This window comes from Thermostichus sp. MS-CIW-38 (assembly GCF_054058415.1).
Genome location: NZ_JBSSAH010000003.1, coordinates 104,589 through 118,678 on the forward strand (window position 1 = coordinate 104,589; position 14,090 = coordinate 118,678).

A 14,090-nucleotide genomic window follows, 5' to 3' on the forward strand; every position below is an offset into this window, starting at 1 on the left:
TACCCTCCCAGTGGTCTTGCCGTCATCTCTGTCCTGCGCCAGGTCAGGCACTTGCCCTGCCGACCGGGTCGGCCTGTGCATACCCTCATTTCCCAGAAAGCATTTCGAGCAAGGTTTTGGCGGCATTGTGTCCTGAGAGCCAAGCCCCCTCTACGCGCCCTCCGGCGCACCAATCGCCGGCACAAACCAAAGGCAATCCCTCAGCAGCGGAAACCGGCACACGGGTGCTTAAGCTGGCCAATCCCGTGGTTTCCAAAGGCAAAGCGTAGCGCCAACGGTGCACCTGCATCCATTGTGGCGAAGCCAACCAGGGATCCAGCCGTTGGGCTGCGTGGGCCAGCAATTCTCGACCGGCCTTTTCCAGCTCAGAGGGGCCGGCCTCCAAGTACAGAGATGACCACTCCGCCCCCCCATGCAAGACCACCACAGGCGGGAGCGGCTGCAGGCGCTTGCTGCTGTCCAGTCCCAGCCAGGCCAACATCGGATCCTCCAAGCACTTGATCCCCTTCCAAGGCGGCGTATGCTCAGAGTAGCCCGCCAAAACCGCAAGGCAGGGTTGATACTGGGCGGATTCCAGCAGAGGCAACAGGTTTTCAGCCAAAGGGATCCCTTCCCGGAGCAGGGGCAGCAACTGGGGGGCCGGAATTGTCGCCACCAGGGCAGCAGCCTCGTAGCATTGGCCGTTCTCCGCCCTCAATTGCCAGCTTGTTGCCAAAGGTTTGAGGCTGACCACACGAGTTTGGGTGTGTACCGACAGCGGGGCAGCCAAGTGTTTGGCCAGCATTGTCATGCCCTGGGGGCAAGCGTAGCGTGGTTTCTCGTCGTTGGGATCCTCTGGGCGCAGCCCTTCTCGATCCAGCACATGCAGCGAGCGCGTCCATTCCGCCAGCAGCCCCAGGCCCAGCAGCTCCTTCACCCAGCGATAAAAGCCATCCGAGTCGGCGGTCAGGTATTGAGCCCCATGATCCACTGGCACCGTTTGTCCAGCATGTTCAACTCGACGGGTGGCCATGCGCCCGCCCAAGCCTGCCGATTTTTCCAGCACCAGAACCCGCAGCCCCGCCCGCAGCAGTTGCCTTGCACACACCAAGCCGGCCACTCCGGCCCCGATGACAATCACATCGGCGGATGTTGAGCGGGCTCCCTCGGAAGGGGTTACCGCTGCCTGGGTCTCCTCACCTAGCATACTGAGCCTGCCAGCTGTGACCGGATCCGCACGTTCAGCTCCCGCCTTTGCCGAAGGGGTTGTTGCCCTTCTCTCCGAAGAGCTTGGCTTCTCCCTTGATGGCAGCCTTGATGATGTTGTAGGCAGCCCAGGCAACCACCAAAACAATGGGCGACAGAACGATCAGCGGACGAAGATCAATGTCCATGGTTTTCATCCCCCCCTAACATAGATTGATTTACCGACTGCTTGGAACAAGAGCCTCCAGGGTTGGCCACCGCCAGAATCCCGATGGGGTGAAACCGTTTTCGACTCTGGATCCCGCATAAGCTGAGGTGCAACTCTGGAAAGATGGCTAAGTCCAGAATAAACCTAAATGGGGATCCCTACCGGACAGACTTTGCCCCATCTGGACTGCTGAGGCGGGAGCCAACAGGCCCACACTGAGAATTGCACCCCCCATCTGGCCCAGACCGAAGAAAACTGTCCCCAATCCCAGAGCCAAGGCCAACAGTCTCCGTGGCCAGTTCATGCCTAGAGTACTCCCTTCGAACTAGGGATCCCTTCTTGTCGGCGGGGATCCCGTTCTACAGCCATGCGCAGGGCACGGGCAAACGCCTTAAAACTGGCCTCGACAATGTGGTGGGCGTTGAGACCGGCAGCTTGGCGAATGTGCAAGGTAAGCTGGGCGTGGTTGACCACCGCCTGATAAAACTCCCGCACCAACTGGGTTTCGTAGCGGCCAATGCGCTCTGTGGGCAGCTCCAGGCCATAGCTGAGGTGAGGGCGACCCGAAAAATCCAGCACCACCTGCACTAGGGCTTCATCCAAAGGCGCCCAAAAATGGCCGAAGCGATGAATGCCCCGCCGATCCTGCAAAGCCTGCGCCAGAGCCTGTCCCAGCGTGATGCCCACATCTTCGTTGGTGTGGTGATCGTCGATGTGCAGATCCCCTATGGCCTTGATCTGCAAATCGATCAACCCGTGGGTGCTGAGCTGGGCCAGCATGTGATCCAAAAAGGGGATCCCAGTATCGATCTCATGGCGCCCGCTGCCATCCAGGTTCAGATGAATTTGGACATCCGTTTCTCCAGTGCGACGGTGAACAGAGGCCGTTCTGGGCTGGAGCAGGCGCGAGGAGTCGAGGGCAGTCATGGGAAAAGTATCGAAGCAGGCGGGAAGTCCCAGCTCTAGGATCGCACAAGCCCGCCGCCATCGACACCTTCACCCATGCAGCAGGTGAGAATCCCTTCTCTGCCGGGGATCCTGATCCCAGCCCCCTGGACACGGGGATAGGTGTGACAGGGATCCCCTACAGGCAAGCCGGTGGGGCCGATCCTCTGCGCCCTCACCCCTTGGGAGAGGGGAGCTAGCAGGTTCAGCGGGATTTGAAATAGCCTATAAGACAGCTTCTCCCGAAATCGCTGTAGATTGCTGAAGGAAATTGTTGAAAAGGGGGTTGCCGTTTGCAAGATTGGCAGCAGATTCAGCGCGCCCTCAAGCAACACTGGGGTTACGAGAGGCTGCGCCCACCCCAGGATCAGGTGATCCGCGCTCTGCTGGACAAGCGCGACGCGCTGGTGGTGTTGCCGACGGGGTTTGGCAAATCCCTGTGCTTTCAGCTAGTAGCCCTGCTGCAAACAGGGGTGACGCTGGTGGTCTCGCCCCTGATCGCCCTGATGGAAGACCAAGTTCAGGATCTCTGGAAACGCAAGCTGCCGGCAGCCTGTCTCCACAGCGAACTGGATCCAGCCCTGCGCAAGCGGGTGTTGAAGGCCCTTGAGGAAAACCGACTGCGCCTGCTCTATCTGGGGCCGGAGACCCTATTCAGCCCCCCCGTTTGGCAACGGCTGCAACAGCCTCAGGTGCACATCAACGGCCTGATCGTGGATGAGGCCCATACGTTGGTGCATTGGGGGGGATCCTTCCGGCCCGACTACCGCCGTCTGGGATTGCTGCGCCCGGCTCTGGCCCCGGTGAAGCCCTCTTTTCCCATCGCCGCTTTTACCGCCACGGCTGACCCCCAAACCTGCAGCCGCCTCAGCCAAATCCTGGGGCTGCGGGATCCGGAGCACATTCGCGCCGATCCCCTGCGGGCCAATATCTCCCTCAATGTCGCGATAGCCTGGAGCCCGGCGGATCGCCGTCGTCGTCTGCTGCGATTCCTGGGCGAGAATCCCGGGTCGGGTCTGGTCTATGTGCGCACCCGACGGGATGGGGAAGAGCTGGCCGAGTGGCTGGGCCGACAGAACTTGAAAACCGCCACCTATCACGGGGGGCTGGAAGCGCGATCCCGCCGCCGGCTAGAACGATCCTGGCTGCAGGGGGAACTGCGCTTTCTGGTCTGCACCAACGCCTTTGGCATGGGGATCAACAAGCCGGACGTGCGTTGGGTGCTGCACTTTCATCCCCCGCCCACCTTGATGGATTATTTGCAAGAGGTGGGACGAGGCGGTCGGGATGGTGGCCCTTGCCGGGCCCTGATGCTGGTCTCGGAGCCGACGGGCCTGCTGGATCCCAGCGATCGCCGGCGCCAAGCCTATTTCTATTCCCAGCAGGAGCGCCTTCAGGCCCGAGCACGCCACCTGCTGCAAACCTTGCCTCAGCAGGGATCCTACGCCGACCTGCCGCCTGGAGAGGCACGGGTGGCCTTGGGTCTGCTGCAGGAGATGGGCTGTTTGCGGTGGCCGGATCCCTTTCACTTTCAGGTGTTGCACCGCCGTTGGCAGCCTTTAAGACGAGAGGATCCCTGGCAAGGGATGGAAGCCCTCATCCACGCCCGCGGCTGTCGGTGGCAGGCGATCTTGCCCTATTTTGGCTACCCTGGGGAGCAGCCCGGCCTGCCCTGTGGCACCTGTGACCGTTGTCGGCTTTCTCGTTAGCCCTCAACAGCCCGCTGCGAGCCGCAACCGGCAGGAGTGGTTATCATGATCTGCGTTTTCTGCAAAGGGAGCAGTTCCCCTTGCTGACGAACTTTCGGCTGTGCCTATGAGTGTTTCCGGATCTCCGCTTGAGGAACTGGATCGACCCTTATCCCTAGCTCGGCAGGTGGCGCAACTGTTGGTGGTGCCGGTCTCGGCCCGTCTGGGATCCCAGTCTCCTCCCCGAGAGATCCTCAAACGGCTTATCCAGGAGGTGGGGATCGGGGGCATCTGGCTCACGGATGGCCACGTGGCCGAGGCCCTGCTGCTGATCGAGGAGGCCCAGTCTTGGGCGGCTCTGCCCCTTTTGGTGGCAGCCGAGGTCGGGCGGGGGCTGGCCCTGCAGGGGGCGACCCCTTTCCCCCATCCTCTAGGGTTGAGCCGCCTGGGGGCGGAAGCCGAGCGCTGGGCCGAGCAGTGGGGGCGGATCACGGCGCGGGAGGCGGCGGCCATCGGCATCAATTGGTTGCTCAGCCCGGTGGCAGAGCCGCTGGGGGAAGGGGCGCTGGCGGAGGATCCCCTGTCTGCTTTGCAACTGGCGCGAGCTTTTGTGCGCGGATGTGAGCAAGCCACCCCGGGCAGCACAGGCGGGATCCTAACCACAGCCAGCTCTTTTCCGGGCAAAGGCTGGAGGGATCCGGTTCAGGCCGGACTGAAGCCATCCCCAAAGACAACAGACACCCCCTGGTGCCCCCGATTAACCCTGACCCTAGCCCAGCTCCAAGAGGGACCTTGGCTGCCTTTTCGAGGTTTGGTGGAGCAGGTGGGGGCGATCTTGGTTTCCCACGTGGTGCTGCCGGAGTGGGATGAGCGCTGGCCTATCACCCTGCTGCCGGGGCGGCTGACCCAACTGCTGCGCCAGGAATGGGGGTTTGGTGGGCTTATCGTCGTGGATAGCCTCGATCAAGGCTGCTTGGCAGAGCTGGCCAATGCTAACGGGCCCAACTCATTGGCCGTGCGGGCTTTCCAGGCCGGTGCCGATCTGATTCTGGCCCCCCCCGATCCAACGGCATCCTTGGCAGCCGTTTTGGAAGCGGTGCAACAGGGATCCCTCAGCACAGACCAGCTTGCCCAGTCGGTGACGCGGGTGCTGCGGGCCAAACAGCGACTCCTACCTGCCGCCTCAGCTCTCCTCAAACAGGTGTGGCCGGCCTTGGCGGAAACGGATTTCAGCACCGTTGGCGGATGGATGGGAGCCAAGGATCCCACAGATCCAGCCCTCAACCGTGGCTCTCCAGCCGAGCAACTGAAGCCTTTGCTGTTGGGGGATCCCATCTCCAAGGACAAGGACTCCGTTCCGCGGACGCGAACGGCGTTGGGAAAGTTGTTCAACAGGCGCTCCCACCTGACCTCTGCTCTGCACAGAGCCGCACAGCTAGGATCCCTCTTGGCCGAGAAGGATATCGCCCCCTGTCAAGCGGCTATGGCCCGCGGTGGCGTGGAAGGAGGCCGGCCCCTCAGCCCGCCCGCAGAGCCCGGATGGTTGAACTGGATCTGGCAGGATCCCCCCTTGGGTGCTGCCGATGTGCAGTTGCAGTCTCCCGCCCTCCATGTTCCGGCTGCCCTGGGCATGCTTCCTGTGCTCAGCGATGCCCTTACCCCCCTGCCTTGGTTGGAAGCCGCTCTAGACAACGCCCCAGGGTTGATTTTCCAAGGTTTCCTTGGGAATCCCTTGCCCAACTATGTGCTGGATTGGCTGCAACAGCATCGGGAGCGGGTGGCAGCCGTCGTCATTTATGGTAATTTATCTCTCTACCGCCGCCTGCAGGCGCACTTTCCATGGGCCAATGCCATCCACAGCCTCAACCGGGATCCCTGGGCCCAAGCGGAGGTGATGGGGCGGCTCTTTCCCAACCGTTCCCCCTCAGAGGGATCAAAGTCTCACGTGGCCCAGCCAACCATTAAGAAAAAGTAAATACCTTTACAGATTATTGGCAGGGAAAGGCTCCTGAGTTATCGTGTTGGTTGAAATGTAAAAGATTGAAACGGTTTCTCTCAGCGTTGTCTGTGCCTCCCTCCCTCTCAGACACTCCTCAATCCTGCAGCAGCCAGTCGTCAACTGGCAGTTGGGTTGAGTTTGAGCAAAAGCGACTTCAACCTCCATCCCAACGACGTTTACAACCCTTCCTCAAATCCTTGCAGCAGTTCTTTACAAGTGTCTGGTCTCAGAAAACTCGGCTGGGTCTTGCCCTCCTCGGCCTAGGGCTGGCGATATTGACCTGGGCTTGGCTAAGTGCTGAGGCTCGTCTGGATCCCTACACGGAAGCCGTCCTCAGCTTACAGGGGCAGGTTAGCCATGGTGCATCCTTGTTTGCCCTCAACTGTGCAGCCTGCCACGGAGAAGAAGCGGATGGGCGAGTGGGGCCCAGTCTGCGGGGGGTGAGCAGCCGCCGCTCGGATCGGTTTATTATTCAGCAGGTGACCGGTGGCAAAACGCCTCCCATGCCCCAGTTCCAGCCGGATCCCCAGGAGATGGCGGATTTGCTCAGCTACTTGAAAACCCTCTGAGGCCGTTTCATGGGCCTGGCCCAGCAGCTTGCTTGCTATGCTCTCTGGCTGGCCGCCGTATTTGCTTTTGCGGAATGGCTGCGCTCCCGGCAGGTGGACGGGGAATGGGTGCGCAAGGCCATTCACATTGGTGTGGGCAATATCATTTTGTTGGCTTGGGCTTTGCAAGTGCCTCGCTGGCTAGGGGTGGGATTCTCTCTGGTGTTTGCCGGCTTGGCGCTGCTCTCCTACCGGGTGGCCATCTTGCCCAGCTTGAATGGAGTCGGTCGCCGCAGCTTTGGCACCTGTTTCTACGCCGTCAGCATTGGCCTGCTGCTGTTTTGGTTTTGGCGTCCCCAGCGACAGGTCTTCGCGGTGATCGGCATATTGGTGATGACGTGGGCCGACGCCTTGGCAGGGTTGGTGGGCAAAACTTGGGGCAAACACCCCTACCAACTGGGATCCATTCAAAAAAGCTGGGAGGGATCCCTGACCATGTGGGCGGTGAGCAGCTTGGTGATTGCAGCTCTGCTGCTGGGGTACTTTGGCTTCTCCCCCCCTTTGCTGGCCATCAGCCTCTTGGTGGGGGGGATAACCATGGGGTTGGAGGTGTTCTCTTGGTGGGGGTTGGATAACCTGACCGTGCCCCTGGCCAGTGCCGGCCTCTGTTTTGTTCTGCTGCAGATCCTCAACTATTTGTAACGCTTGCTACGGAACGTTCCTCTCCGGTTCCCGGCGGTATAGTGTGGAAACAGCCCTTGCTTCTCTTCGCCATGGCTGCAAGTCCTGCGCTGGCCTCTTCTGCCCCTCCCTCTCCCGCCCATATCTGTCCCCTTGCCCAGGCCTGCAGCTACCTAGATTGGGCAGCTGGCGAGCTGAAACTGGATCCCGGCTGGGTGGCGATCCTCAGCTAGAAATTGCAGGAGCCCCACACTGTACCCGTAGGGTCGGTGTCGGGAGGAATGCTATAATAATACTGCGGACACCAGAAACGGTTGTTTAAGGCACTGGTAACGGTCGATTGGGGGTGCTGTAAACCACCCCAGAGGCTCGTGGTTGGCTTGCTAACTGCAGGGCTACTAAAAGCCCGCTCCGTACCGCCTAGCGGTTGGTGTCGGGTAGTTTACGACCTGGAAATGCGCCCTTATGGGCATTCCCTACGGTGGGGCCAAAGGGGAGATCCCTATCGATCCGAGGCGTTATTCGGTCTCGGAGCTGGAGCGCATTACCCGCCGTTACACCAGCGAGCTGATCAAGGATATCGGCCCTGCAGAGGATATCCCCGCTCCAGACATGGGAACTTCTGCCCGTGAGATGGCCTGGGTGATGGATACCTATTCTATGAATGTCGGGCATGCGGTGCCGGGAGTGGTGACGGGCAAACCTCTCTCGATTGGGGGATCCCGAGGGCGAGAACTGGCCACCGGACGGGGGGTGATGATCACGGTACGGGAAGCCTTGGCCCGACGCGGTGGATCCCTGGCAGGGGCAACGGTGTTAATCCAAGGTTTTGGCAATGTGGGCGGGGCAGCGGCCAGCTTGCTGCATGAGGCGGGAGCTAAGATTGTGGCGGTTTCCGGCAGTTCTGGGGGCCTTTATAACCCCAAAGGACTGGATATCCCCGCCCTCAAAGCTTACATGAAGGAACGGGGAGGCCGCATGGCGGGCTTTCCACAGGCTGAGCCCATCAGCAACGCCGACCTGCTGGTGCAAAAAGCGGATGTGTTGATCCCTGCCGCTCTGGAAAATCAAATTACCGAAGCCAATGCCCACCAAATTCAAGCCCGGATTGTGGCAGAAGCTGCCAACGGGCCAACCACCCTTGCCGCCGACCGGATTTTGGAATCGCGAGGGATCCAGGTATTGCCGGATATCCTAACCAATGCCGGTGGAGTGGTGGTGAGCTATCTGGAGTGGGTGCAGGGACTCTCTTACGTCTTCTGGGATGAAGAGCGAGTTTATCAAGAAATGGAAGGTCTGATGGTACGTGCCTTTGAACGGGTGGTGCAGGAGGCAGAACGGCGGCAAGTGTCGCTGCGACTGGCTGCCTACACCCTAGGGGTAGGCCGAGTGGCCCAAGCCCTACAGGATCGCGGCCTTTACCCGTAGACGCTCCCCCACCTGGAGACCGGGAACTCTTGGCTCAACAAGCCCACTTGCCAGGGTTCGGCTGCCCAAACTCTGCTGGAGGTAGTCCTTTTCTCAAGCCCGACGGCGTTCTTGCTCTTCCTGCTGCTGCCATTGCTTGAGCAGCTCTTTTGCCGCCTGCGGGGTAAAGTAGTCCAGCTCCATCAGCTTACGGTAGGTCAGAATTTGCCGCATCTCCAGGGGCATGTCTGCTTTTTGGTAGAAGTAGCGAATGCGATTGATGTTTTGCTCCATTTCTGTAAACTCTTGCTCCCGCTTGATCTGCCTTTCCTGCTTGAGCACTTCATGGGGAGCAGAAAGGCGGTTGTAGTTAGGGATCCGTTGCGTGCCTGTGGTTTTGCTGGCAGCAGGCACACGGTGGCCTCCGGTTTGTCGGTTGTTGGCCTTGTTGGAATTGAAGAAGAAAGAGAGCATCGGCAAACCTCACACAAACAGATAAACGGCCAGATAGACGGCGGCAGCTTAACGTCAAGTCAACAATATCAAGTTTAGGTGAAGAAGCCCGTGATCCCGATCCTTGTTGGAAAAACCCGTACTGCTGACGAGGCGCTGTATCTCTCCGCCTCTCCTACCCCCTCGGATGGTTGAGGGAAAGATGAGGTTTGGCCTCAAACCAATCTATTCGTAAATTAAGCCTACCGTACTTACACGGAAATTGACCAAGATCACGCCGAAAAGCGCAGGATACTTACGTATCTTCACGTCTTTTCGTTCGAGATACTTGTATCGGATATATCTTCCCACCAGCCGCTACAGGTGGGATTCATCTCCGCTCAGCAGCCAAGTGACCGATACCCCCAACGCCTTGGCAAAGGCCACCAGTTCTTTGTCAATGACGCGCCGTTTTCCCTTTTCCACCTGGCCAATTTTGACGTAGTCCAACTGCACACCGTACTTGGCCAAGCGACCCGCCAGTTGATCTTGGGTGAGTTGCAGCTTCTCCCGTACCCAGCGCACCCGTTCCCCAATCAAGTTGGCCGATGGATGGTGCCGGTCGTTAGACTCCATAGGAGCAGAAAGCCGTAAATATTCTTTTCCAGACTGAGGAAGTTGAGGGATCCTCACATGGTAGCCTGAGCTGGCAAGGTTCCCTTTTCCTGGGATCCCACCCGGCAGCCGTTGAGCTGACTGGCTCAGGAACAATCTTATCTCAAGGTCTAGATCGAAAATCGCTTACCGCTTTTTGGCGAGCGACCCCTTGCCTGCAAAGACTTGGCGGACGGGACCCCTGCTGTTCCCGCATCCAAGCGGAAAAATCTCCGGACAAAAAAGAGGGGCATGATCGATTTTCGCTCGCAGCAGCAGCAGAAACCTTTTTAGACTGGGAGATGAAGTTCTCTCCTCACCTGGCTGTGGTTTTTTCTCGTCCTCATCCTGAACACTCTGTCTCTTCGCCTCAGGAGTTCGACGATCTCTGGTTCGACCCCGAGTCTGCCCCTCAAGACGACCTCGCAGAAGTTGACTCAGAGCCAGGGGCCGGCGGATCCCGGTTGAACGAGGACGCTGTCGATCACTACCTGAATACCATCGGTCGCGTGCCCCGCATCGATCACGCTGAGGAAATCGAGCTGTCGCGCAAAATTCAGCAAAAGCTCCTCATCGATCAAGCCCGGCAGGAATGGCGGCAACGGCGGGGGGAGGATCCCAGTGACGAGACTTTGGCCGAGGCCCTGCAGATTTCCGTATCCACCCTACGCTCCCGCATCCGACAAGGGGAGCAGGCTCAGCGCAAGCTGATCAACGCCAACCTGCGCCTGGTGGTCAGCGTTGCCAAGAAATACCTCAATCGGGGGGTGCCCTTTTTGGATCTGATCCAAGAGGGCAATATCGGGTTGATCCGGGCCACCGAAAAATTCAATGCGGAGCGGGGGTTTCGCTTCAGCACCTATGCTCATTGGTGGATTCGCCAAGGCATTACCCGTTGCATTGCCAATCAAGCACGGACGATTCGCCTGCCGGTACACATGGTCGACAAAGTGCGCCTGCTCAAGCGCACCAACCGCGAGCTGATGAAGCTGCAGGGGAGGCGGCCCACCGAAGCGGAGCTGGCAGAAGCCTTGGGCATTAAAGTCAAGAAACTGCGCATGATCCAGCAGGCTGCTGCTTTGCCCCTGTCGCTGGATGTGCCGGTCGGCCAGGAAGGAGAAAGCCGCCTTGGAGATTTGCTGCAAGATGAGCGGCAAGAGCAGCCCTTTCAAGGGATCCTCGTGCAATCGATGCAGCAGGATGTGCGTTCTGCCATGCAAACCCTGAAGCCGATTGAGAGGCAAGTGCTGGAGTTGCGCTATGGGTTAGACGGGCAACAGGCAAGAACCCTGCGGGAGGTGGGGGATCACTTCAACCTAACGCGGGAACGGATTCGTCAGATCGAGCGGGATGCCCTGCGCAAGTTGCGGGTGGGATATTCTTCGCGGGCTTTGGCCCAGTACATTCGCTAGTGGCTACAGGCCTGGCAGACCGATTTCCGGGCCAGCTTCTGCCCAGGGATAGCCTTTTTTCAATCTTCTTGGGTTGAACACCATAGCCCCTTGCAGCGGCGATGATAAGGATCCCTTATCCCCTGAGCCTATTGGGGCTGATGACCCCCCGGCTACCTCATCTTCACGACCAGAGCCAGTGGGAAGGACTTTGGCAGCTAACCTCTTTGGTCGTTGAGGAGTTGGCTGATCGGTTTCCTCTGGCGCTCAGCTAGAAATCGCAGGAGCCCCGCACTGTACCCGTAGGGTCAGTGCCGGGAGGAATGCGCTTTGATGAAGTACAATGAACTTATGAGCCAAATCCTGACCATATCCTGCAAGCTCAAGGTGTCCCCGTCGCAAGCCGCTAAATTGGACGCGACGATGGATGCCTTTGTGCAGGCACTGAACTGGGTCAACCAGAACACGCCGGAGAAGATCGTCAATGCGGTCAAACTGCAGTCCCTTTGCTACTACGAGATTCGCGCCCGATTCGGCTTGTCCAGTAACTTGGCCCAGCAGGTCTGCAGACGGGTGGCCGGCGCCCGCAAAGTGGCGAGACAGCGCAACCGTCCAGTTAAAGAGTTCAAGCGTAGGTTCGCTACCTACGACGCTCGTATCTTCTCGTTCCGCGAGAAAGACTGGACAGTGTCGCTGACCACGGTGGAAGGGAGAGAACGCTTTGAACTAGCCATTGGTAACTACCAGAGGGGAATGCTGGCTGGCTCTAACCCCAAATCGGCCACCCTAGTCCAGCGGAAGGACGGCTCCTACTACATCCAGATTTGCGTAGAGAAAAACCCGCCCAAGCAACAAGATACCGACAGGGTGATCGGGGTGGACTTGGGCAGGACGGATATCGCCCATACGTCAGAGGGGGACAATTGGAATGGGCAGCAGTTGAACCGAGTCCGCGACCACTACTCCAAGCTGAGGGCGGCACTCCAACGCAAAGCCAGTAAGGGCACACGCAGTTCGCGGCGCAGATGCCGTCAACTGTTGCAACGGCTGTCTGGCAAGGAGAGACGCTTTCAAACGTGGGTCAATCATCGCATCTCCAAAGTTATTGTCTCCAGGGCAAAAGCTACCAACAGCGCTATCGCCCTGGAAGACCTGACAGGGATCCGAGAAAGGGTCAATCAACAGCCGCGGAGCAAAGCCGAACGGCGCAGGGCCAACGGTTGGGCGTTTTATCAACTCCGTCATTTTCTGGAGTACAAGGCTCTGCGTGCAGGGGTTGCCTTGATTCTGGTACCGCCTGCCTACACGTCGCAGACCTGCCACCGGTGTTTGCACATTCATCCCGACCCTGCGCAATCCTACCGCAGTGGAAAGAAGTTTAAGTGTAGGCACTGTGGATGGGAAGGAGATGCGGATTTGAATGGTGCGAATGTGATTGCGCTTTTGGGGGCTGTCGTAAACCAGCCTAGAGGTTCGGGCCTGTTTTGTTCTCTGGCAGAGCAGAGCAGGCTCAGGGCTACTGAAAGCCCGCTCCGTACCGCTTAGCGGTCGGAGTCGGGTAGTTTACGCATTGTAGTCATTCCAAACGAGATTGAGACACTCCCGTTGCCGCCCAAACGCTTCGCGCCGCTGCCGCGACCCCTCTCCCAGGGGGAAAAGGATTGGTCTGCTGGCTTGACTTCCCAGAGGTGCCTAGGATTCGGAACACCTGTGCGCCGAGAAAGAAATTCTTAAAAAGCCTTCGCCAGCCACAAAACCGCATTTAGGATTGGCTTCGAGGAATAGTCAGCGAGTAACCTGCGTCTTTGTTTCCAGATGGCCCGATACCAAGCCGGCTAGGCTTTTTTAGCCCAGCCTCTTTTTCAGTGCAGATGCTCGAGCCGTCAGCCCAGTCTTTGCTATGCCTTCAACTGCAATGGATTCTTCGATCTTTCATCAATCCCAACCTTCTTCCCAGCGGAATCCTGTGCTCTCAGACAAGCTTTCCCTGCGTATGGGACAAGCCCTACTGGGGTTAGCATTGGCCACTTGGCTGCTGATGGGGTTAGGCAGTGCCACCCGCGTCATGAATGCTGGGCTGTCCTGTCCAGATTGGCCCCTTTGCTACGGGGCAATTGTGCCCAGCCAGCAGATGAACCTACAAGTCTTTTTGGAATGGTTTCACCGCATGGTGGCTTCTGGGGTAGGCTTGGCTACCTTGGTTCTAATGGGGTTTGCTTGGCTGAAGCGTCAGGCATTGCCCACTTGGCTGCCCTGGGGTTTGAGCTGGGCTTTTGTTCTGGTCTTGACGCAAGGGATCCTGGGTGGGCTGACGGTCACGGAGCTGCTGCGCTTTGATATTGTGACGGCCCACTTGGGCACGGGCCTGCTGTTTTTTGCCACTTTGCTCACCCTGGGATTACTGATCTGGACAAAAGCCGGTTCTAAGGACTCCATCCTGCCGCTGCGACTGGGTGAAGGGCCATTTTCCGTCGGCTACTTGCCTTGGCTGGGCTTGGGGGCGGTGCTGCTGGTGTATGTCCAGAGCCTTCTGGGCGCCTTGGTGGCCTCCCAATGGGCTTTGCATCAATGCTTTGCTGCCGGCGAGCTGTGCTGGGTGATGAATAGCCACTTGCTGGGGGTTGCTCCGGCCACCCTTGGGGTGTTGGCGGTAGCGGTGGCCACCGGGCTGCGGCGCAAGCGGATCCCCCGCCTTCTCAAGTTCTTGGGCCATGGGTCTGTTGGCCTGCTGTTGGCCCAGGTGGGGATCGGTGTTTTGACCTATCATTACCGGCTGCAGGTAGAACCCCTAACGGTGGCCCATCAGATGATGGGGGCAGCTTTGCTGGCCTGTCTGCTGGGTTTTACGGTGCTGGCCTGGCGAATGCGAACCCAGGGGGAAGAAGGCCAGTGGATGGCCATGACCGCAGAAATGACCGGTGAGTGAATTTCATGCAAGATAGCGTTTTAGTC

Annotated in this window: 12 protein-coding genes and 2 pseudogenes; 9 read left to right on the top strand and 5 right to left on the bottom strand. The window is 58.9% G+C overall.

What is annotated here, in order from left to right; genetic code table 11:
- Positions 1-85 precede the first annotated feature (85 nt).
- From ACVWXZ_RS02100 to hisB, 3 genes are all read right to left on the bottom strand, one after another.
- On the bottom strand, positions 86-1,186 hold the full coding sequence (locus tag ACVWXZ_RS02100; protein ID WP_457482084.1) for an NAD(P)/FAD-dependent oxidoreductase: 1,101 nt from the start codon (positions 1,184-1,186) through the stop codon (positions 86-88).
- 34 nt (positions 1,187-1,220) lie between these two features.
- The gene (locus ACVWXZ_RS02105) at positions 1,221-1,373 is read right to left on the bottom strand and encodes a photosystem II protein Y (RefSeq protein ID WP_011432316.1); all 153 of its coding nucleotides are present in this window, start codon (positions 1,371-1,373) and stop codon (positions 1,221-1,223) included.
- A gap of 326 nt (positions 1,374-1,699) precedes the next feature.
- Positions 1,700-2,320, bottom strand: coding sequence for an imidazoleglycerol-phosphate dehydratase HisB (gene hisB, locus ACVWXZ_RS02110; protein ID WP_011432314.1), 621 nt, complete (start codon positions 2,318-2,320; stop codon positions 1,700-1,702).
- 311 nt (positions 2,321-2,631) lie between these two features.
- Here hisB and ACVWXZ_RS02115 point away from each other — a divergent pair, with 311 nt between their 5' ends.
- The 6 genes and pseudogenes from ACVWXZ_RS02115 to ACVWXZ_RS02140 all read left to right on the top strand — a co-directional run.
- Positions 2,632-4,047: a RecQ family ATP-dependent DNA helicase gene (locus ACVWXZ_RS02115; protein ID WP_457402294.1), complete on the top strand. Its 1,416-nt coding sequence runs from the start codon at positions 2,632-2,634 to the stop codon at positions 4,045-4,047.
- Between the two features lie 106 nt (positions 4,048-4,153).
- Positions 4,154-6,001, top strand: coding sequence for a glycoside hydrolase family 3 N-terminal domain-containing protein (locus tag ACVWXZ_RS02120; RefSeq protein WP_457402293.1), 1,848 nt, complete (start codon positions 4,154-4,156; stop codon positions 5,999-6,001).
- 263 nt (positions 6,002-6,264) lie between these two features.
- Positions 6,265-6,594, top strand: a complete 330-nt coding sequence (locus ACVWXZ_RS02125; RefSeq protein ID WP_049749615.1) for a c-type cytochrome — start codon at positions 6,265-6,267, stop codon at positions 6,592-6,594.
- Between the two features lie 9 nt (positions 6,595-6,603).
- Positions 6,604-7,275, top strand: a complete 672-nt coding sequence (locus ACVWXZ_RS02130; protein WP_011432309.1) for a diacylglycerol/polyprenol kinase family protein — start codon at positions 6,604-6,606, stop codon at positions 7,273-7,275.
- Between the two features lie 71 nt (positions 7,276-7,346).
- Positions 7,347-7,488 (top strand): annotated as a pseudogene (locus ACVWXZ_RS02135) (glutamate dehydrogenase); the annotation flags it as partial.
- Between the two features lie 210 nt (positions 7,489-7,698).
- A pseudogene (locus ACVWXZ_RS02140) lies at positions 7,699-8,682 on the top strand (Glu/Leu/Phe/Val family dehydrogenase); the annotation flags it as partial.
- 93 nt (positions 8,683-8,775) lie between these two features.
- Here the strand turns inward: ACVWXZ_RS02140 and ACVWXZ_RS02145 are convergent.
- Together ACVWXZ_RS02145 and ACVWXZ_RS02150 are read right to left on the bottom strand one after the other, a co-directional pair.
- Complete coding sequence (locus ACVWXZ_RS02145) at positions 8,776-9,135, bottom strand: hypothetical protein (RefSeq protein WP_457482085.1); 360 nt, start codon at positions 9,133-9,135, stop codon at positions 8,776-8,778.
- Between the two features lie 336 nt (positions 9,136-9,471).
- Positions 9,472-9,729: a helix-turn-helix domain-containing protein gene (locus tag ACVWXZ_RS02150; RefSeq protein WP_041436246.1), complete on the bottom strand. Its 258-nt coding sequence runs from the start codon at positions 9,727-9,729 to the stop codon at positions 9,472-9,474.
- A 320-nt stretch (positions 9,730-10,049) separates the two neighbouring features.
- On the opposite strand from ACVWXZ_RS02150, the gene ACVWXZ_RS02155 reads away from it, so the two are divergent.
- The 3 genes from ACVWXZ_RS02155 (at position 10,050) to ACVWXZ_RS02165 (ending at position 14,064) form a co-directional block, all read left to right on the top strand.
- Positions 10,050-11,159, top strand: a complete 1,110-nt coding sequence (locus ACVWXZ_RS02155; RefSeq protein ID WP_457402291.1) for an RpoD/SigA family RNA polymerase sigma factor — start codon at positions 10,050-10,052, stop codon at positions 11,157-11,159.
- 330 nt (positions 11,160-11,489) lie between these two features.
- Entirely contained in the window at positions 11,490-12,683 is a 1,194-nt protein-coding gene (locus tag ACVWXZ_RS02160; protein ID WP_457440413.1) for an RNA-guided endonuclease InsQ/TnpB family protein, read from the top strand.
- A 448-nt stretch (positions 12,684-13,131) separates the two neighbouring features.
- A complete protein-coding gene (locus tag ACVWXZ_RS02165; RefSeq protein WP_457402288.1) occupies positions 13,132-14,064 on the top strand; it encodes a COX15/CtaA family protein in 933 nt (310 codons plus the stop codon).
- The last annotated feature ends 26 nt before the right edge of the window (positions 14,065-14,090 follow it).